Genomic DNA, 21,346 nt, shown 5'->3' with positions numbered 1-21,346 from the left:
CCCTATTTCGGTTTCTCTGCTGTTATTATAAACAAAAAGAATGAACCTGCTCAGTGCAGAAATTCATTCTTTTCACATGAGAATATTCACTTTTTTCATATGAGATGGTTCATCTTCATCCCATTCTCTTATATCGGAAACAACATTGTCACTGAAAAACCACTTGTTCCATCTACAATAATTTTTCCGTTTACTGATGCTGTTCGCTCCTCCATCCCCATAATACCGAGACCTTTCTTAACAAAAGCTGCGCCTTTCCCGTTATCCTTCACTTGCACCTTAACCATCTTGTTAAGCACATGAATATCTATAGAAATAACTGTCGCATCAGCATATTTCATTGCATTTGTTAGTGCTTCTGTAACATTCTCACCGATAATTTTCCACTGAATGGGAGAAATCATATCTAAGTTCCCTTTGTATACAAAAGGAATATTCACATCATTCTTACCGGCAAATTCCTCTATGAATAATTTCATACGATGAATACCAATTTGCTCAGTTGGTGGCTTCATATTTTTTAATGTAATGCGAATACTTTCAATTCCATCTTTTGAAATGTGAATTGCATTTTGTAATAACTCCGCAGATTTTTCTTTATCTATTTCCATTAATCTTTTTGCTGCTTCCATTTGAATAAGTGCACCCGTCATCGAGTGACCAATTTTATCATGAATTTCTTGCGATAACCGATTTCTCTCTTCTAGCTTAAATGTGTATTCTGATTGTCTTATGTACTCTTTATTTTCATGTAAGCTTTTCGTAAGTCGTTGCATATCTTTTCGCATCTTATCATTTTGTGATTCAAGCTTTACTACACGCGATATATATCGATCTGCCATAGTTAAAACGAGAAAAGAAAATGCAACAATTAATCCATAAGTCATTCGAATACTTTCATCTGCAATCGTAATTGGGAGCATCATAACGACAAAGCGTGGCCAATTCTTTTCTATGTAATGGAATGTAATTTCGTATAAGTTCAAAGGTAAAAACAAAATAAAAAATGGATGAATCCTCCATGTAAATAACATAACTATGCCAATGGACATACAGATTAATATTTTTTTATACATATCTTTTTTAAATATAGAAATCATTACGTTTACAGAGAGGTAAATAAGTAATGTAAATATAACCCATGGTAAATTTGCTACATTTGCGTAAATATAACTAAACACAATATATAAAAAGACAATTAATTTACTTACAGTTAACCAAAACTCCATATCATTAATCTACTTTCCCTGTTAAGTAATAAATCGCAATTTGTGTGCGATGTTCAAGTCCAGTTTTCCCTAAAACTGACGTAATATAATTTGCAATTGTTCCCTCAGATATAAAAAGCTGTTTCGAAATTTCTTTATTTGAGAAACCTTTTGCAATTAATGCGATAATACTAAGCTCCCTTTCTGTGAAAAGGCTCTTATCAATTTTACATTCTTCCTCCTTACTTTCCATTAAATTAGACTTAATTTTATCGAGGACAACATCTTGCATAACAGTTTGACCGTTATATACTCCTTTTATCGCATCACGAATACGCTCCGGATCGTTATTTTTTAATAAATAACCTTTCGCTCCGTTTTTTACTGCATCCAAAATATACTCATCATCATCAAACGTCGTTAAAATAAGCGGTTTTGTTTTCGTCTCTTCACAAATGAACTTCGTCGCCTCTACACCGTTCATATTTGGCATACGAACATCTAAAAGAGCAATATCAACTTCATGCTTTTTACAATATGCTACAGCTTCTTCCCCATCATTTACAGTATCTACCACTTCGAACTCTTCGTATGTATTTAAAATAATTTTCATGCCTTCTCTAATAAAAGAGTTATCATCCGCTATTAATATTTTAATTTTCATGTTTGTTAGTATGGCCCTTCCCCTACTAACATTCACATCCTTTCTTCCCGTAACATTTCCTACTTGCTCATTATATACTTCTCTTTACCATTTTTTCACACCTTTTTTCATCTAGCTCTCCTGCAAAAAATATATTATTCTTTTTTTACAATATGTGTAGGGTGACTTATCATTCTTTACGTCTATATAATAGAATGCGTCAAAAAGGAGGGAGAGACCGATTGAGGAAAAACAATTAATTGAAAAAGCAAAGCAAGGAAGCGAGCATGCTTTTCGTATCCTTGTACAAACATATCGTCATTATATTTTTCAAGTTATCTTTTCTATTTTAAGACATGAAGAAGATGCGAAAGATGTTACACAAGAAGTATTCGTAAAAATTCACACCTCTCTCCCAAATTATCAATTTCGCGGATTAAAAACGTGGATGGCACGTATTGCCACCAATCACGCTATTGATTATAAGAGAAAGAAAGCTAGAGAAAACGAAGAACTCTCCTTATGTAAAGAAACAGAGGAAAATATAAAATCCTCTCATAACATTGAAGCTTTACTATTGACGAAAGAGCAAAAATTACTCATTGCTCAAAAACTGAGAGAACTTCCCGAAAATTACCGTGACGTCGTTCTCGCACATTACTTAGAAGAAAAAAGTTATCAAGAAATTGCTTTACAGGAAAACATCGAAGTAAAAACAGTCGAAATGAAACTGTATCGGGCACGAAAATGGATTAAAAAACATTGGAAGGAGGAAGAGTTTCTATGATGCATTATTCAAAAGAAGATTGGCGCAATTATACATTAGATTTTATAGAAAGCAATGAACGTGAATCTATGGAAGAACATCTTTATGAATGTGATGATTGTTTAGCACTTTATATGGAAAGTATTGATGAACAACATGAAAACCTTCCAATGATAAATGATGATTCATTTACGAACGAAGTTATGACGCAAATTAATTTTGAAACACTACAGTCTAATAAAAATATAAAAACAAACTCACTAAAGCGCACAATCATTCACTACATAATTGCGACTGCGGCTACAATTATTTTTATGGTAAGTGGTTTATTCCAATATATTTTTACAGCGACATCAAATTTCGAGAAATCTTCAAAACATAACGAGTCTTCTATTTCACAACAAATTGTAAACAAATCGGTAGACACATCCAAAAAGAACGGAGGTTCAAAGCATGAATAAAAATCCCTTTTTAGCACTTGTATTAGGGCTAATTCCTGGGCTTGGACATTTATACTTAAAAAAGCTAGGACGGTTTATTTTATATAGCGGAGGATCTTTATTTCTATTCTCCTTTGCAGTATTTTGTACAATAGTAGTAAGAGAACGTGATATTGCTTTTCTTTCTCTATTTTTACTAGCCGTTCTATGGGCAATTAACTTACTAGATTTAGTTATCACCATTATAAAACAAACGAAAAAACAAGAAGCTGGAGAATTGATAAATTCCTCTAAAGAGAGCGAACGATTTTATATCATTCTCCTATCTATCATCCCTGGACTTGGCCATTTCCAATTAGGACTTATGCAACGCGGTCTTACGTTTTTAGTCGCTTGCGCTGGCTTAGGCAGCATGATTATATTTGTGACTTTATTAACATCTCAAGGAAGTTTCCTTATCTTCCTTATTACGTTACCTGTTTTATGGATTTATAATTTCTTTGACGTTGTTCAGCAACTACAGAAAAAAGAACGCGACGAGCAATTAATTGATCGTACTATTTTCGAAGATTTTGAAGAACATCAAGAGCAGGGAAAGAAAAGTAAAACATTTGCTTCTATTTTAGCGATGTTCCCTGGAGCAGGTCATATGTATTTAGGCTTACAACGCCGTGGTCTTCAGCTTATGGCAGCCTTCTTACTATCTATTTATTTACTCGACTTATTAAGACTTTCTGCATTTTTGTTTTTAGTACCAATCATTTGGTTCTATAGCTTTTTTGATGCGTTACAGCAAACAGCAAAATACGGAAAAGAACGAGTTCAAGACGAACCCATTATCGATTATTTTATAAATCATCAAAGATGGATCGGTATCGGATTAATTACACTCGGTGGTTATTATTTATTAAATCAAACAGTCCTTCCTATTTTGAATGATTATTTTGCAACTATATTTAATATTCATCTTAGTGAACTATATTATCGCTATTTCCAAACATCTATCGTTGCGCTCCTTTTAATTGGCGGCGGCTTTAAATTGTTACTTGGAAATAAAGAAAACAAAGGTGGGACAAGCGAATGAGGACTTGGCGTGTTGGAACATTCTCAATGGGGCTTTCTATTATATCGTTAGGATGCTTTTTACTATTTTCAGTCGTAAAAGGAATTCAAGTATTAGATACACTAACTGCATGGTGGCCAGTTTTACTTATCATACTTGGAGCCGAAGTTTTACTATACCTTCTATTTTCTAAGAAGGAACAATCATTTATTAAATATGATATTTTTAGTATTTTCTTTATCGGCGTTTTAGGAAGCGTCGGAATTGCTTTTTACTGTTTATTATCAACTGGATTACTAGAAGAAGTTCGTCACTCTATTAACACAACGAGGCAAACGAGTAATATTCCAGACGGACAATTTGATATACCTGAATCTATCAAAAAAATCGTAGTAGATGCAGGACATCAACCTCTAACGATAGAGGGAAATAATACAAATCAAATTCATCTTTTGGGAACTTATGAAATGACAACGAAAGCAAATGAAAAACTCAATTTAAAACGAGATGATTTCCTTTCAGTTCAAACGGCTGGAGAAACGATGTATATCACTTTAAAATCATTACCTGTTCAGCATACGTTATTTAATTCAGCACCACAAGTGAAACCAACGCTTGTTCTTCCACAAAATAAAAATGTGGAAATCCGTGCTTCAAATAACGAACTATCTCTTTATCCAGGTCAATTACAAAATAATTGGTTTGTACAGGAAAGCTCAAGAGTGTCTGTCCATCTTGCAAAAGAAAGTGATGTATCTTTAACAGCAGTAACGAATCAAAAAGAAACACATGGAAGTACACCTTGGGAACAAGTAGAAGATTTAACGAAAAACGAAAATACTTCTTCAGAAGAACATCCAGAATTAAACAGCCAAGAACATTGGTATAAAAATTCGATTAAAACTGGAAATGGGACGTACAAGTTAAATATTGAGAAAGCTTATAATTTGAATATGAGTGTTCTCGAAAAATAAAAAACCTTCCGCAATTGCGGAAGGTTTTTCTCATATAATCGCTTTAATTCCTTCTAACACTAATCCAATCATAAATCCGCAAACAGCCCCGTTTACTCGGATCCACTGTAAATCTTTACCGACGTTATTTTCAATCATTTCGATTAACGTCTTATCATCTAACTTATCAAGGTTTTCTTGTACAAGCTTACCAATTTTCGAATGGTTCTTCTCAACAAGACTTACAACTTGTTTTTGTAACCAATCTTCTATTTTTTGAACTGTCTGTTCATCTTCTTTTATTTTATTCATTTGTTTTTGTAAAAATGGAATAACATATTTATCAGCAAATTCTTCATTATTTACAAAAGCAACTGCTCTTTGCTGTACTTGCTCTAGCATCTCTTTTATTTTGTCAGTAGCGTTCCAATTGGCAATCCATTTTTCTTTCCAATTTTCTAATTCTTGTAGTAACGCTTCATTTTCTTTTACATTTATAATTTCTTGACGAATTTTCGCTAATATAAGTTGTCTCGTGCTATTATCTGCATCTTGTAAGCTGTTAATATTGCTAATAATAAACTTCTGCAAAATGCCGCCAATTTTATCTTCATCTACAATATTCATAAACGATTTCAATGTAAACTGTAAGAATCCATCTACTTTTATATTTTCCATCGCCTTCATACCTAAACTTCCAAGCTGGTAGCGTGCTTCATCTTGTGCTGTCCAATCTTTCACTTTTACTAAAATGTAATCAAGTGTCTTCTCATCATATTCTTGCACAACTAATTGATCAACAAGCACTTGTAAGATGTTACTTGTATTAATTGTATGTAAATACGTCTTTAATTCTTTTTCAATAATAACCGCTAATTTTTCTGTATCGATTGAAACAATCGCCTTCTCAGCAATCGTTACAATGCCTTTTTTCACAGCATCAGACTGTATTTCTCTCTCTGCAATTTGTAGCACCATTTGTGCTAGCTGCATTTCTTTTACTTTATTCGTAATACTTTCTTTCGTTAGCCACTCATTTTCTAACGTATTGATGAGCCCTTTCGTTACTCGTTTACGGTTTTTAGGTAACAAAGCTGTATGCGGAATTGGAATTCCCATCGGGTGACGGAATAATGCTGTAACTGCGAACCAATCTGCAAGCCCGCCAACTAACCCAGCTTCAAATCCCCCTTGTATAATCTCTCCAGCTATCGTTCCTTGAAAAGGGATAGAAGCCGCAAAGCCTACACCCATAACCCCAAGCGAAATACCCGCTATATATTTAGTCTGTAATGACATCGTATACACATCCTCTTATTATGTAAAATAAAGCTTTTTGTTGTATTTATTCAATATTAGTTATCCTTTATATATACTATAAAGAACTATTGTGAAAATAACAAAGATTTTTATGTACATGAAAAAATGAGGCTACAACTAGCCTCATTTTTCTTATACCGTTAATTCCAAACCTTTCCTATAATATTCATTCATTACATCTTTTGGAACTATACTTCCACCCGTTCCCCACACAATATGAGTACCTTTTTTCACCTTCTCTGTTAACTGTTGCTTTTGTAAATACTCATCTTCTTTACATACTTTCACTGGCCCTATCATACCTGCTAGTGCAGAAGGCTCTAAATAAATATTCTCCGTATCAGCTAGTTCTTTTAACAATCTATATAACTCTTCATCGCTTACTGTGTAATTCCCACTCAAAAATGGTTCCATCGTTTTCCCGACAAATCCAGACGGTCTTCCTACCGCTAGTCCGTCCGCGTCTGTTACATTATCAATCCCGATATCTTGAACAGCAATTTTATCATGAAGTCCTGTCATTAAGCCGAGTAACATACATGGAGAGTGCGTAGGCTCTGCAAAGAAACAATGAACATTGTCTTTATACAATAACTTTAAACCGAATGCTACTCCACCCGGTCCTCCTCCTACTCCGCACGGAAGGTAAACAAATAAAGGATGGTCTTTATCTACTACAACCTCTAACTCTTCTAATTGCTTTTGTAATCGTGATGCTGCTACTGCGTATCCTAAAAATAAATCATGTGAGTTTTCATCGTCTACAAAATAACAGCTAGGATCCGCATCCGCTTGTCTTCTTCCTTCTTCTACTGCTTTACTATAATCATCTTCATATTCAATAACGTTTACACCTTTACTTCTTAGTAAATCTTTTTTCCATTGTTTCGCATCTGCTGACATATGAACCGTTACGTTAAAACCTAGTTTCGCACTCATAATCCCAATGCTTAGCCCTAAATTTCCTGTAGAACCTACTGCAATTGAATGTTTGGCAAAAAACTCTCTACATGTATCACTATCTAAAATGGAATAATCATCTTCTTCTGTTACCATACCGTGCTGCAATGCTAGTTGTTCAGCATGTTTCAACACTTCATAAATGCCGCCCCTAGCTTTAATTGATCCTGATATCGGAAGATGACTATCACATTTTAATAATAATTCTCCTAAAATAGGTTGCTTGTAAGTTGTCTCTAAAGCTTCTTTCATAGAAGGTATTTTTACTAAAGGTGATTCGATTATGCCGTTCGTCCCTTTCGTTTCAGGAAAAACTTTCGCAATATATGGTGCAAAACGCTTTAATCTCTCTTCCGCATCTTTTACATTCTCTTCATTAAGTGGTGAATCTTTTATTGCCCTTTCATACTTTTCTATGTGTGGGTTTATCCAAAATACTTCTTCTGTTGCAATAAGTTTATTCACTAATGGGTATTCTGCTTGTAATGCCCCTATTTCTTTCATTTTGTTTCCTCCTTATATCCTTGTAGCTCACCATATAATAAATTATAATTAAATTAATTTTAATATAGTTTAACACAAATCGTTCACTTTAGTTAATTTTAATTTAATTTATTTAAATATAATTTAATAATCCTTAAGGAGATTTTCATTATGGAAAATATAGATATTGGTAAAAAAATTGAAAAACAAAGAAAAGAAAAAGGTTTAACTAGTAAAGAACTAGCAAAGATGGCCAATATTACACCATCTATGTTAAGTCAAATTGAACGTGGGTCCGCTAACCCTTCTATTCAAACATTAAAAGTGCTTGCTAAAGCTCTTGATGTACCAACATTTAGCTTTTTACTTGAAGATACAAATACAGACGATTTAATTGTACGTTCCCATAAACGAAAGAAAATGATTATCGATAATTTATCATATGAAATGCTTTCACCTGATTTCACTGGAAATTTAGCAACAGCAATTATGACCGTCCCGCCTAATACAGCTTCATCAGAAAATGTGCTAGAACATAAAGGAGAAGAATTAGCATTTGTCTTAGAAGGGAAAATCACATTATATTTAAATGAGGAAGAATACGTATTAGAAACTGGTGACAGTGTAAAAATACCTGCTTATTTAAAGCATAAATGGGTGAATCATTTTGAGAAAAATGCGGTAGTCTTATTTTCTGTTACTCCGCCGATTTTTTAATATATAAATAAAAACAGGTTACTTCTTATGAACTACACCTCCAATTGTTAGACACAGTCTAACAATTGGAGGTGTAGTTTTTTTATAACTAAATTTACTTCAGAAAACAAAATGAATGCAGCAATACATTATCAAGATGGAAGTGAGAGTATAAAAGATATTGCGAAATCATTGAGAGCGAATCACGACGTGGTTCGAATATGTATAAAACAATTTGAATATCATGGAATCCGAGCATTTGAAAAAGGCTATACAACGTATTTTGTACAGTATAAACTAGGCTTACTAAATTATATGTTCGAAAATGGGACGTCTCCAAACGAAACGGCAGTTATTTTTAATATTTCTTCATCTGGACTTATTAGAAAATGGCGTATTCAGCTACGTCAAAAAGGAGTAGACGCCCTTAAATCTAAGAAAAAAGGGCGTCAGTCTATGACTAAGGACAATCAAAAATCAATTAAGAAACAAACACAAACAGAAGAGTCAGTAGAAGCATTACAAGCTGAATTGGAGCGTTTGCGTATGGAGAATGCTTATTTAAAAAAGTTCAACGAATTGTGAAAAAGTTAGGTTTAAAGAGCCTAGTTCGTATGAAAAAATATCGCTCTTATAAAGGGAAAGTAGGTAAGATTACGCCAAATATTTTAGAACGTAACTTTAAGGCTAAAAAGCCAAACGAAAAATGAGTTACAGACATAACAGAATTTAAATTATGCGGCGAGAAGCTCTACTTATCACCGATGTTAGATCTATTTAATTGAGAGATAATCGCTTATACAATTGATTCAAGACCAACCTATTCACTTGTATCAAAGATGTTACGATAATGCGATTATTGAAAGTTTCTTTGGTATTATGAAATCTGAATTTCTTTATCTAAAAGATTTTGAAAGCATAGAACATTTTAAATAAGAATTTGAAAAATATATCGATTATTATAATCACAAACGAATTAAGGCAAAATTAAAAGGCATGAGCCCGATACAATATCGAACTCATGCCCTAAAAGCTGCCTAATGAAACGACTTGTCAAACTTTCTGGGGTCAGTTCAACTTTTAACGAACCCATACCATAGTTTAGTATTAATGTTACTAGCTAACTCAATAGTCCCTTTACTATAAAAGCACCTAGATGCCTTCATATGATTATCTTCATCATAATATTTTATGACTAATTTACCATTATATTTTTGGAAGTATTCATATAAAGTTTCCTTGGTGTAATATTCATTCCTAGATATTATGAGTTTTTCTAGCTCTTCTTCAGGAATATTTAGATGTATGCTTTTAAGATTTGGAAATGATGGTCATATTCTATATTTTTAAATCATTACTAATTTCCAATCCTGTTTCAAATACATTCAATACTTTGTCTTCCCTCCCCAATTTTGCAAGTTCGCAAGCCAAAATTAAAATGCTCTATAATTGTTAGGGGACTCGGCAATTACTTCAGATATATGACGAATTGCTAATTCTGATAAATTCTAACTGTTGTATAAGAATCTTAAATTATGACAACCGATAAGGCAAGCATGATTCTCTTCATTTTTCTTAAATATATCCAAAGCAGAAACTAAACGCTCTTCAGCTAATTCATAATCGTTACGCTTACAAAAGATACCTTTGGCCTTATCTACTTATTGTAGAGCTACTACATATTGTTGATTGTGAACGTAAAAATATCTATTTTATAGTAGAATTATGCATATCTTAACTCACATGTATTTTTATGTAATTATCTCTTCCTAAGCCATACCACTAGTACTCAAAAATTCTTTTCTCTTAACTTTGATATCCCCTTATTTACCGGACATTTTACTTTCACTTCCCAGTGTCCATGTACTGTAACTCTTACCTGCGGATCAAACATTTTTAATTCATCTACACTGAAAATAATGCTTTTCTCCTCAAATTTTTTTTGCTTAGTGTTTACTTTCCCTATCACTTCATTCTGCCAAGACACTTCTAATGAAGCCTCACTTTTAGGGTCTCCCAAGTATTTATATACAACTTCAACTTCCCCTGTACGTTCAATTAGTTGAAAAAAACACTTCTTCCTGTCTATGGGACTATTAAGAACAATGTTAGTTCCACAGGTATATGGCTTAAAGTATGAGCCATCAAGTTCTGTAAGGCAATTTACTTTATGATACCAATTTCCTATATAATCATTTTTAACGACTATTTTATTCGGGTTAAACTTGGGATCATAATAAAATATTATATCATTTGATGTATTAAAACCTTGTCCATACGCGTGTGTATGAGTTTGTCCAATTGGTGTAGTAAGATCGTTAATCCAAAACACTTTAAAAAAAGAATCTACCGGCCTGGCTTGATAAGTATTAATAATGATATAACCTGATTTATTTAAAGGTAATTCATGATAAATTTCGGGAACCGACGTGTATAATCTTTCTCCACATCCATAGGGTTTTGCAACAGTTCCATCTCCGTCATCAATAATGAATATACCTCCTTCTACCTCTAAATCCATTAAATCTGTCTCCATTGCACAAAAAAATGTACCATCCTCAAAAAAGAACATTACATGATAGAGTTTTTCTACTTCATAATGCCCTGTAAATCCTTTTACAAACTCTCCATCATATTTCAATTCCTTAGTAGGTGGATATATTATACCTTTTAGACCCTTATATGCCCCTTCTTTAACCAGTGCTACTTTCCCAATATTAGGATCTCGGGGATCTAGTTTTGGTCTAGGAGCATTAATAGTACTAATGCTATTACGCGTATTTTCACTTATAACAAAATCAGACAATCTTTTAGCCTCCCACAATATGTAGTTCTATTGATTCATCATTTAATACAGTGCGGTCCACAGCAATAACCATCCCCTCACCAACTTCAATCATAATGAATTTTTCAGTGATGTCTTTTAAACCACCAATATATGCATTTTCTTTACATGTAAGCATAATAGCTTTTCCAATTTGATCTCCTAATCCACAAATCGGATGAGATTTCCAATTACTCTTCATATCATCACCTCTAAACTATTCAAGTTGTAATACCCGCTTTATAATCGCTATTTATAATCAAACCCAAACTACGCAAGAATATAAACAATTAAAGCTTTCCATTATTAAAAAACTGCGTGTTTATTGGATTTTATTTAATAGTATTATAGGTAAATTGAATTATTTTTTATCTGAATGTAGAATTATTTTTTATTTCCTTAAAATTCCCCCTCAACTTTTTCAGCATATAAAACGATACTTATAATAGAAAGAGGTGTTTTAATTGTATAAAACGATGCCAAATTCAAAAGAAAGAGAATTTATATACAATAGCTCATACAACAAAGGGCATATAAGCATTCCTAGCATGGTAGCTCACTGTATTGGCCTAAGTACTCACGCAAAATTGGTGTATTCTAACATTTTGAATTACATTTATAAAAAAGGAGAATTTGCATTCCCAAGTATTTATAGATTGTCTATATCTTGCTCCTGCTCAATAAATACAATTATTCGTTATATTAATGAATTAGTTGAAAAAGGATTTATAAAAAAAGAGGTCCCAGGTCGTGGAAAAAGTAATCGATACTACATAATAAAATGTGATAAAATTACACTCCTAAAAGTATCAGAAATGATATGGGAAGTAATAGATACACTTGCAAAAAAATATGGTTGGAAGGATATTATGAAATGTAAGAATTCAATATTGTCTTTTCTTAATCAAAATAAATATTCATTACATCATATGGAGATTCAGCCAAATACAATAAATCACTTAAATGCTTTATTCCTTCATGTTTTAGAAAAAAAAGAATTAAATATTGAAGTATTGACTAGTAATTTTATATTTAAAAATCAATCTATTATATAACAGTTTTGAAATTACAAAATCATATAAATAATTTATAGGATAATAGGTGGTGTGAATATTGAATGAACCTTATGTTACTTGTACACAATGTGTTGTTAGAGATTGGTGCCAACGTAGAAATGGTACTACTCCCCTGCCACAGGATTATACAATAAATCCTGAGTGTGGCGGTTATATCTTACTTAATCAAGCTTTAAAGCTTTCTCAAATTCCTTTAGAATATCAAAATGCAAATAAAAGAAATTTCTTAATAGACACGGATAACAGAATGTACAAAGACTACATTATAGATACTTTTAATTCAATAGAGGAAATTGTTAAGAATGGAAATAATCTTGCTTTTATACATCCACAAAAAGGAACTGGTAAATCATATACTGCTATAGCCTTTGCAATGGAATATATATTTAAATCAGTAATGAATCCTTCTTTATTTAATTTTGAGTCTCCGCTTGTACTCTATATTAAGTATGGTTCATGGGCAAATGATCTACGGCAAATTTATCAATTAAATGATGAAGATTTCACACAAAAAGTTTTACAACAAGTAAAACTCATGAAGACGGTTCCCCTACTAATACTTGATGATATAGGAAATGGGAGATTTACAAATTATATTAAGGATTTTACTTATGATGTAATTGATTTTCGTAAAGAAAACAAAAAATCAACATTTTTCACTTCTAATCTTACACTCCAACAATTAGAACAAGAGAATTGTCTTGGGGATATTATTACATCTCGTATGTTATTTAATACTGTTGTATATCAATTAGGAGGTCGTGATAGAAGACAAGAAAAAAGTTATATTCTGAAGCCAATTATATAAAGATCTCGTCATGTAACGGGGTCTTTCTAGAATCCATTTAACAATAATATGATAAATATGTAAAAATAGTATTACAATTAATATATTTCCATAGTATACTAATTTACATGATTAAATTTTCAGCTTATGAATTGAGTAGAAACGCATTAAATCCTTATATATAAATATCTGTAAAACAAAAGAAGTTAATCAGAACATAATAAAGCAGCAATATCTGTTTTGGATAGTAAGATGCTTTATTCCATTAGGGTTCTGGTTTAATCTTCTATTCTTTTACGCCCCAAAAACGAACATAAGTTCTTTTATTTTTTGACAAAAATAGAACATACGTTTTATTTTAAATTACAAAAGAACATAAGTTCTAATTTTTCACCCTAAAAACGAACATAAGTTCCGCGTTTTGTTATTAAAAAAATCGCAACTATTTCCATTATCACATCGATTATTATGTCGAGATTAGATGAAAAGGAGTCTATATTATGCCATCCATTGAAGAATTACAACTATTAAACCATATATTAGAAAACAGAGATTGGTCTTCAATTGATAAAAATGGCCTTGATGAAGAACATTTTCCTATACATAAAGATATTTTTAATTACATTAAAAATTTTAAAGAATTACAAAAACAACTTCCAACAATAGAAACCGTAATGAATATATTTGAAGAATTTGAAATGGTCGAATTAGAAAAAACAGAATTTGTAGTAGATGCTCTTAAAGAAGATTGGTTACATAGAAAATTCAAGCCCTTTCTTCAAAAAGCAGCAAACCTTGTCGCTGAAAAGAAAACTGTAGAAGCTATTTTAGATATTAAATTAAATGCCACGAATATGTTAAAACTTGCGAATATTGACAACAAAGGATACTCATATACTGGAATGGCGGATACACGTAAGAGTAAATACTTATCAATTCATGGTAGAGATGAAAATGAAATTTTAGGAGCGACTACAGGCTTTAAAACATTAGATTTAGTGACTAATGGATTAGTAAGTGATGGGCAAGAAACTGATTATTTTCTTGTTTTCGCACCATCTAATATGGGCAAAACATTAATATCCTCATTTATGTTAATGTCCGCTTGGAATAGTAATATCGAGTGGGATTTCCCTGCCTACTTTGCTTTAGAACAACGTGCCGAAGAAATTGCCCGAAATTGGGATCATGTCCTGGCTGGTGTATCAAATCTAGGCATACAACGTGGTACTATGTCAGCTGAACAAAAAGACCGTTATATCTTCTTTTTAGATCAACTAAGGAAAAAGCAAAAAGATATGGTCATCTATGATATTCAAAAAAATGGTGGTCGCCCCTATACAGTTACTGAAATACAACGCATCCTTGAGTCTGAAGGACATACTCGCTTTGTTTTAGATCAATTATCCAAAGTACGTTTAAATAGCTCCAATAATAATTTTGGGGATTTAAGACAAAGATTATTTGAAATATCAGCAGCAGTACGTGAAATGATTTTAGGAACAGGAATTCCAGGTTATGTAGTAGCACAAGCTAACAGAGAGTCTGCTAAAAGAATAAAAAAAAGTCTAAATGATAGCACGATGACTGGTGAAGATATCGGGGAAACTTATGCAATTTTCCAAGATGCTAGCAAAGGTATATCTATTATCAAAATAAATGAAACTACCTTTAAAGTACAGGTTATAAAAAATCGTGGCAATGCTAGTGGCCAAAGTTTCATTGTGCGATATAACTTTGATACCGGACTGATTAGTACCATAAACAATCAGTATGAAAAACAGTTCTTCTAGTCTTAATAATGGAGATGAAAATACATGCAAAAAGCAAAAAATATAGAAATTCTCGAAAATACATCACTTGATATACCAAGTCTAATAGATGATTTGCGTTTTAAGTATCAGTATTCCCTTAGATATCAAAGTAACCATGCAGCATTTTCGAAGAAAAATGATAACGGCAATTATATAATGTGTTGCTGTCCGAATCATACAGAAACAAGACCATCATTTGGTATTTCTAAAACCCCTCCCTATCACACACACTGTTTCTGTTGTGGATACTTAGGAACCATAGATTGTGTAATTGAAACCGCTTTTGTTTTAGAACAAGGCAACGGATTAAAAGCCCTATTATCAAATTACTATTTTGAAGACAATCGTAAACCTTTAGACATTACAAAAATCTTAGCTACAAGAAAAAAATGTATAAAAGCAAATACGTTATCCGAAGAAACACTCAAAAAATTGGATGAGGAAAAATTTAAAAATCAAGAAATTTACAATGTAGCAATGTCCTATTTAATTAATCAGCGTGGAATAAACATGAAGACTTTAGATACTTACGAAATAAAAATAGATGTCAGAAATAAATGTATCGTATTTCCGCAACGTACTCGAAACGGGGATCTTCGCTTTTTACAAAAACGAAAAATTGGAAGCAATTATAACGGTTCAAAATTTATCAACGAAGGGTTACCAAACAAAAAAGATATTTTATTTGGACTTCATTTAATTAATCAATTACGAACATCAGCCAATCGGATTAAAAGAGTTCGTATCGTAGAATCTCCTATAGATGCAATGAGTAACTATCAAGTAGGTATTCCTGCTGTTGCAATTAACGGAAAATTATTATTTAAAAACCAAATACGCGAATTACATCTAGCAGGTATAGAGATAGTTGATCTATTTTTTGACAATGACAAAGCTGGAAAAGATGCAACACAAAAAGCAACAAAACACTTATTACAGGAAGGATTCACGGTCAATCATACGCTTTATCCACCCCAATTCACTGAAGATTCAAAAATCGACTCCAATGACTTACTTAAGATGGGGTTACTAGATAAATTAAATACAAATTCAATTAGTTTACTAAGCAGTAAATTTTAATTCATTCAAATAAAGGGGATTTATATAATGAACACAGCAACTATAAACTTTCAAGATTTAATAATGGAAATACTAAACTCTGAATCTATAGCTAAAATTTTTAATTTTGAACTATTTAAGGTGAGAAATCAAGATAAAGAAGATGTGAAACAAGATTGTATCTTGCGTATAATGAAATCTCTTCAACAAACAACAGTTCCATCTGAAAAGCTACCTTCATTTTGTCAAACAATTATTAAAAGAACCGTGGTTGATTATTATCGTTATACAAATAGAATGGTAGAACAAAATTCGACTTCTGTATTTTATTGTGATGGATTTATTGAAGACGATTCTAGTGAAAATAATTGCCCTACATTTTGCCAAGAGTCTTACGAACAAGGATATGAATTCTCAATTGTTAAAGCAGATTTTGAAATACATAGAAATAAATTTACCCCGACTGAACAACATGTCATAGAATACATGCTATATGACGGCTTAGGAGTCTGTATGAATTTAGCCGAAATCGCAAACGAACTTAAAATTAATAAATCGCACTCAACAAGAGCATTAAAGAAATTGCGTAGCATTTATTGTTGTTAATATACATAGTTCCCTACTATTTCAAACAACAATCACCTAAAAATATTGTAAAACAATTAAGAACATTTTGTAAACAAAAGCAACTTTTATTTTTATTATAAATTCCGCAACTATTTAATTAGTTATTACGATAACTATTAATCAGTCTAGTATATACAACTAGTATACAACATCGACAATAATTTTCAAAGGCGTTTTTTATCTGTTTCTTATTAGATTTCAGCCCTCTTTTATATATATAACCATTCATTACATGAACTTTATTGGAAAATTATTAAGCTTAACTATTGATTTGTTACTATTAAATATTGACTAGATTCATAACTTACAGTCTGCATTTAAAAACTTAAGTTCTATTTATTTATATAAATAGAATAAACAAAGTTAATTTAAATAAACCTTTATATCGATATATAACAATTTGATGACGTTATATATCTTGTCAATTTAAGGAGGAAATAAAGTATGACGACAATAAAAGGATTAGATGCAATTTTAAAAGTGGGAAACACCTTTCTTACGTTTAAAGATAAAAAACCACTTACACTTTTATTTATCGATTGGTATGAAAATCTGGTTGGTATTCGCGAGCATTATGAACCTACCTTAAAACCCAAATATATACGTTGTCCAGGGACAGATGTGTGCCCCCTTTGTCACGTTAATCCTGGTAAATATCCGAATTTGAAGATTAAATTACGTGTATATGATCCATTAGATAATAAGATTAAGCTAGTCTCTTTAGCGAAAACTCACATTCAAAAATTACACACAGACTTTAATGTTTACATGATTGATCCTACAAAAGATTTTGTCACTATCTCTAGAAGTGGGACAGGTGCTAATGATACCACTTATTCAGCTAAACCATATCATTATACTTCAGTGGATGAAGAACCTATATTAAAGAAGCCAGACTTTAATGAAATTGAAATGCTTGATATATCAACATATATAACTTCTCATAGTCCTGATGAAATCCAAGAATTTATGAATGCAGCCTCAACAATATACAATTTACAGCAAGCACAGTTTCAATGTAGTTCCCCTACTCTTTCATTAACTACTGAAGGTTTTGATGAAAAGGAACAATTGAGAACTACTAATCATAAATTACCGTTTTAGAAAACCGTATGGAATTTTAATTTCTATTATTAAATATAGAAAGGGACGATTATTTCGTCCCTTTTTGAAGTAAGGAGTTGTAAATTTTGTTTTTTAAATCAAATGAATCCAATCAGGACATTTTTACACTATTAAATAAGCGCGAAGTAAAAGAAAGCACGCAAAAAACTCGTACAAAAAAAAATGAGAAAAAAAAGATTACGATAAAAAAAAATCAATATGTTCACGGAATTAATAATTCAGTAAAACTACCTTTAAATTACTACTTAATACATACCCCTGAACAATTTAAAGAATTCATTACCAAGTATAAGGTGTATAAAACCTTACATTCGCAAGCTTATACATTTATTGATACGAAATCCACTGGTTTGAATCCTTTTAAAGACTCAATCATCTCAATTACGATTGGATTTATGGATAACAGTTTTTTTTATATACCTATTAAGCCTTTTAAACATCGATTATCACAGAATATCTCTACATTAAGTCTAGAATACACGATAAAAAAACTCTCACCACTATTAGAGAAAGATACCTTATTAATACTTAGTAACAGTAAGCAACACATTCATGCTCTATATAATTGGTGTAATTTTGACATTACATATAATATCTTTTGGGATACTGAGATAGCTGCAAACCTATTAAATGAGAACCATTCAAAAGGTGTAAAAGAATGGTATAAAGAATATGTATTACCCCGTCTTATTTCAAAAGGAACCATTTTAAATACCATTGATAGAAAAAAATATATGTTTGAAAAGACACTCTATGATCAGCTACAACACCATGTAGCTACCTACTTCGCTTGCTATGATATTTTTATGCTAAAGTCTGTATTCGAGTATCAGAAAAGGATTTTTGAAAACCCTAAATTTAATCTTGTTCCTATATATAAATTATTTAGAGAAATAGAGATGCCTTTAATAGCAGTACTTACTACTGCTGAAAGAAAAGGTATTAAAATTAATGAAGAATTTCTAAGCAATGATGTAAAACAAATACTCCAAGCGAAATTACAATCCGTAAAAAAAGAAATCTTGAATCACCTAGGTTCTACTATCACATTAAATAATTGTGTGCACCCACCTAAGCAACAAAATAAATATAATAGCGTAAATAAATTAACAAGCACTTTGTTTAATATAAATTCTCCAGCCCATTTGGCCCAAAAACTTTATATTGATAACGCTATTCTAAAACCTATCATGGAATATGACAAAGGTTGCAAAAGTGTGATTTCCAAGCTAAAAACAGATAGAAAAACGCTAATACGTAATCTATCAATGCATCCTGTAATTCCTCTAATTCTAGAATATCGTCGCTTAGTGAAATTAATAAGTTCTTTTTGCAACTCCCTACCCAAAGAACAACAAGGTACTATCGATAATAAAATTCATCCTATCTATAACTCTGTAGGAACTAAAACAGGACGTATGAGTTGCTCGTCACCAAACCTAAAGTTGTGGGCTGCATAAAGGTAACTTTATGTGTAAGCAGATCGTTAATTCAGGGAAAGCTAAGGGTAATTACCTATGTCAATCCTGAGCCAAGTCTAATAGGGATATTAGAAAGGTGCAGAGACTACTTAAATTAACCTAGAACAGGTGAAATAAGCACGAAAGCGATCCACCCTTCTACAACAGGGTGATGATATAGTCCGATACTCTTTGAAAAAAGAGAGCAAGGATAAAGAGCCTTGCATTACTACAATGACAACAAGTACCAAGTAAAGCTGATTTTATACGTATGGCCTTTAGAGCAGAAAGAGGTAGATTATTCACCAGTATTGACTTCAGTTTACAAAACGTTGGCTGAAGTCGTTAATCTAAACCTACTCAAAACAGGGAACGCCCTCATGTAACGGTGGAGCGAATCCTGTGCTTCTAGTGACAAGAAGTGCAACGACTGCTTGTTAATTATCATCTTGATTCATAGTTAACAAAATAATGAGTCGTCTATCAACCAAAATTGATAAATCCATCGAACTCATTTATACGGTAGGCTATGGGCTTAGTGGTCACAAAATTTGCCCATTATTTGCAGGAATGCAACAGAAGGTATAGTCTAATCCGGCTCCTTTAAGGAGTGTTCAAATACCATGAAAATGGCGGTATACATACAACAAGAATTACGTTGGCTCGCAATAGTAACACAAGAACCGGTTCTAATTGAAGCCTTTAAGAAAGGTTTAGATGTACATAGTCAAATCACTTGCCAAATTAAGGGGTTTACTTATAACTTGTTTGAGGATATTCGAAATTATAAAAGAGAGACATTAAAAGAGACTCAGCATCATATACAACAGCTTATAAATAAATGGTCAGATACCCCAGAATGTCTATATATCTTGAAGATATATAATATGAAGGAACTAAATAGTACTACCATTCCTTCTCTGGCAAATGCTTTTGAATCGCTTAGAAAAGAAATGAAAAGCATTGTATTCGGTAAAGGGATTGCCGAATTAAAATCTCACTCAAAACAGGGAAACCTAAGTGTATAAGCATATGGTAATCCTGTGCCAAAGCGTTCATATGAATGGCAGGTGCAGAGACTTATAGCGTTCCGCGGTTATATAAACAACCAATCTAACGAGTTCGCTTAATGTGAGAAGTAACTTGAAATAGTTGCTAAGGTATAGTCCACTCCCTTAGGAAACTAAGGGGTTTAAGTGACCTTATATGGTATAACAGAAATCGGTTTATCCGATCAATTAAATATTACAAAAGTAGCAGCGACCTCGTTAATTAATCAATTTAAACAACAATTACCCAACTTTTTAAGATGGGAAGCTGAAACACATAGAGAAGTTTTAACCAATGGTTATGTAAAAGATTTTTTTGGTAGAAAAAGACGTTTTAAAGAAACAATATTAAAAGCTACCAATTCTTCCACCTTTAAGAACAAAAATTCAGATTGGAGATTAGAGAAAATAAAACGGCAAAGTTGTAACTTTAAAATACAAGGAACGTCTGCGACACAAGTTAAAAAAGCCATGGTAAATTTATTTTATCCCACCCGGCCAGATGGTACAAAATGCTTAGATAGAGATGAATGGCTACAGGATAATTACAAATCTATACTTGAAGAGCATGATATACACATCGTATTACAGATACATGATGAATTAATCTTTGATGTACCACAAGATGTTTCCCAAGACGTTTTAAAAGAAATTTCAAACATCATGCTAAATGCCATTCCTTCTACCCATTTAGGAGTGACATTCCATTCGGATATTCATACCTCTCCATATTGGGGTGGCACATTTTCAATGGAAGAAATTAAAGAGTTTTCTAATAGCGATGTAGATCTGAACAGATTATTTCATCAACAATTTAAACAGAAAATAAACAACTTCCTTAATTCAACGTTTTAGGTGAATTTAATGAACACTCCCCCACTTAGCAAAGCTTGAAGTGGGGGTTTCTAACGTTTTGACCTAACGGACGATTAACGTCAGGGGAGTTAACACATTAGCGAGCTGTTTCACGCCTAACCCCTCTATCCCATTTGT

The 21,346-nt window shown here is 32.1% G+C and carries 20 protein-coding genes and 1 pseudogene; 15 read left to right on the top strand and 6 right to left on the bottom strand.

Going from position 1 to position 21,346, the window contains the following annotated elements; translation table 11 throughout:
- Positions 1–128: 128 nt before the first annotated feature.
- The gene (locus tag DN404_RS25920; RefSeq protein WP_000397682.1) at positions 129–1,229 is read right to left on the bottom strand and encodes a sensor histidine kinase; all 1,101 of its coding nucleotides are present in this window, start codon (positions 1,227–1,229) and stop codon (positions 129–131) included.
- Between the two features lie 4 nt (positions 1,230–1,233).
- Positions 1,234–1,872 carry a response regulator transcription factor gene (locus tag DN404_RS25915; protein WP_000694093.1) on the bottom strand — a complete coding sequence of 213 codons (639 nt, stop codon included), beginning with the start codon at positions 1,870–1,872 and terminating at the stop codon, positions 1,234–1,236.
- A 220-nt stretch (positions 1,873–2,092) separates the two neighbouring features.
- Between DN404_RS25915 and DN404_RS25905 the strand changes: the two genes are divergently transcribed.
- The 4 genes from DN404_RS25905 to exsE are packed head-to-tail and all read left to right on the top strand — an operon-like array spanning position 2,093 to position 5,094.
- A complete protein-coding gene (locus DN404_RS25905) occupies positions 2,093–2,638 on the top strand; it encodes an RNA polymerase sigma factor (RefSeq protein WP_306418681.1) in 546 nt (181 codons plus the stop codon).
- Entirely contained in the window at positions 2,635–3,078 is a 444-nt protein-coding gene (locus DN404_RS25900) for a hypothetical protein (protein ID WP_000972345.1), read from the top strand. Before DN404_RS25905 ends, DN404_RS25900 begins: the two co-directional genes overlap by 4 nt.
- Positions 3,071–4,141: a hypothetical protein gene (locus tag DN404_RS25895; RefSeq protein WP_001039112.1), complete on the top strand. Its 1,071-nt coding sequence runs from the start codon at positions 3,071–3,073 to the stop codon at positions 4,139–4,141. Before DN404_RS25900 ends, DN404_RS25895 begins: the two co-directional genes overlap by 8 nt.
- A complete protein-coding gene (gene exsE, locus DN404_RS25890) occupies positions 4,138–5,094 on the top strand; it encodes an exosporium protein ExsE (protein ID WP_016122260.1) in 957 nt (318 codons plus the stop codon). The genes DN404_RS25895 and exsE overlap by 4 nt, the downstream gene beginning before the upstream one ends.
- 30 nt (positions 5,095–5,124) lie before the next feature.
- Here exsE and DN404_RS25885 read toward each other — a convergent pair whose 3' ends face one another.
- Together DN404_RS25885 and DN404_RS25880 are read right to left on the bottom strand one after the other, a co-directional pair.
- Entirely contained in the window at positions 5,125–6,372 is a 1,248-nt protein-coding gene (locus tag DN404_RS25885; protein ID WP_000058294.1) for a DUF445 domain-containing protein, read from the bottom strand.
- Positions 6,373–6,525: 153 nt separating this feature from the next.
- Positions 6,526–7,857: a D-serine ammonia-lyase gene (locus tag DN404_RS25880; RefSeq protein ID WP_149215623.1), complete on the bottom strand. Its 1,332-nt coding sequence runs from the start codon at positions 7,855–7,857 to the stop codon at positions 6,526–6,528.
- 150 nt (positions 7,858–8,007) lie between these two features.
- Here DN404_RS25880 and DN404_RS25875 point away from each other — a divergent pair, with 150 nt between their 5' ends.
- Positions 8,008–8,553 carry a helix-turn-helix domain-containing protein gene (locus DN404_RS25875; RefSeq protein WP_000427653.1) on the top strand — a complete coding sequence of 182 codons (546 nt, stop codon included), beginning with the start codon at positions 8,008–8,010 and terminating at the stop codon, positions 8,551–8,553.
- Positions 8,554–8,637: 84 nt separating this feature from the next.
- A pseudogene (locus DN404_RS25870) lies at positions 8,638–9,573 on the top strand (IS3 family transposase).
- 748 nt (positions 9,574–10,321) lie between these two features.
- On the opposite strand, the gene DN404_RS25865 reads toward DN404_RS25870, so the two are convergent.
- Both DN404_RS25865 and DN404_RS25860 read right to left on the bottom strand, forming a co-directional pair.
- On the bottom strand, positions 10,322–11,338 hold the full coding sequence (locus tag DN404_RS25865; RefSeq protein WP_149215622.1) for a hypothetical protein: 1,017 nt from the start codon (positions 11,336–11,338) through the stop codon (positions 10,322–10,324).
- Between the two features lie 4 nt (positions 11,339–11,342).
- Positions 11,343–11,558, bottom strand: coding sequence for a hypothetical protein (locus DN404_RS25860; protein ID WP_006915018.1), 216 nt, complete (start codon positions 11,556–11,558; stop codon positions 11,343–11,345).
- Between the two features lie 262 nt (positions 11,559–11,820).
- Here DN404_RS25860 and DN404_RS25855 point away from each other — a divergent pair, with 262 nt between their 5' ends.
- The 9 genes from DN404_RS25855 (at position 11,821) to DN404_RS25815 (ending at position 21,208) form a co-directional block, all read left to right on the top strand.
- Positions 11,821–12,411 (top strand): helix-turn-helix domain-containing protein, encoded by a 591-nt coding sequence (locus DN404_RS25855; RefSeq protein ID WP_149215621.1) that lies wholly within the window; start codon positions 11,821–11,823, stop codon positions 12,409–12,411.
- 58 nt (positions 12,412–12,469) lie between these two features.
- Positions 12,470–13,240, top strand: coding sequence for an ATP-binding protein (locus tag DN404_RS25850; protein ID WP_006915014.1), 771 nt, complete (start codon positions 12,470–12,472; stop codon positions 13,238–13,240).
- A gap of 479 nt (positions 13,241–13,719) precedes the next feature.
- Entirely contained in the window at positions 13,720–15,012 is a 1,293-nt protein-coding gene (locus DN404_RS25845) for a DnaB-like helicase C-terminal domain-containing protein (RefSeq protein WP_006915012.1), read from the top strand.
- A gap of 24 nt (positions 15,013–15,036) precedes the next feature.
- On the top strand, positions 15,037–16,113 hold the full coding sequence (locus DN404_RS25840; RefSeq protein WP_102956634.1) for a toprim domain-containing protein: 1,077 nt from the start codon (positions 15,037–15,039) through the stop codon (positions 16,111–16,113).
- 27 nt (positions 16,114–16,140) lie between these two features.
- Positions 16,141–16,698: a sigma-70 family RNA polymerase sigma factor gene (locus DN404_RS25835; RefSeq protein ID WP_001090550.1), complete on the top strand. Its 558-nt coding sequence runs from the start codon at positions 16,141–16,143 to the stop codon at positions 16,696–16,698.
- A 465-nt stretch (positions 16,699–17,163) separates the two neighbouring features.
- Positions 17,164–17,823 carry a hypothetical protein gene (locus tag DN404_RS25830; RefSeq protein ID WP_149215620.1) on the top strand — a complete coding sequence of 220 codons (660 nt, stop codon included), beginning with the start codon at positions 17,164–17,166 and terminating at the stop codon, positions 17,821–17,823.
- An 86-nt stretch (positions 17,824–17,909) separates the two neighbouring features.
- Positions 17,910–19,304 carry a DNA polymerase gene (locus DN404_RS25825; RefSeq protein ID WP_149215619.1) on the top strand — a complete coding sequence of 465 codons (1,395 nt, stop codon included), beginning with the start codon at positions 17,910–17,912 and terminating at the stop codon, positions 19,302–19,304.
- Between the two features lie 623 nt (positions 19,305–19,927).
- Positions 19,928–20,332: a hypothetical protein gene (locus tag DN404_RS25820; protein ID WP_000781409.1), complete on the top strand. Its 405-nt coding sequence runs from the start codon at positions 19,928–19,930 to the stop codon at positions 20,330–20,332.
- Between the two features lie 168 nt (positions 20,333–20,500).
- Complete coding sequence (locus DN404_RS25815; RefSeq protein WP_149215618.1) at positions 20,501–21,208, top strand: DNA polymerase; 708 nt, start codon at positions 20,501–20,503, stop codon at positions 21,206–21,208.
- Positions 21,209–21,346: the final 138 nt, after the last annotated feature.

The organism is Bacillus sp. TE8-1 (genome assembly GCF_008368855.1).
Taxonomy (GTDB): Bacteria; Bacillota; Bacilli; order Bacillales; family Bacillaceae_G; genus Bacillus_A; species Bacillus_A cereus.
This window is presented reverse-complemented; position numbering and strand designations above follow the sequence as displayed.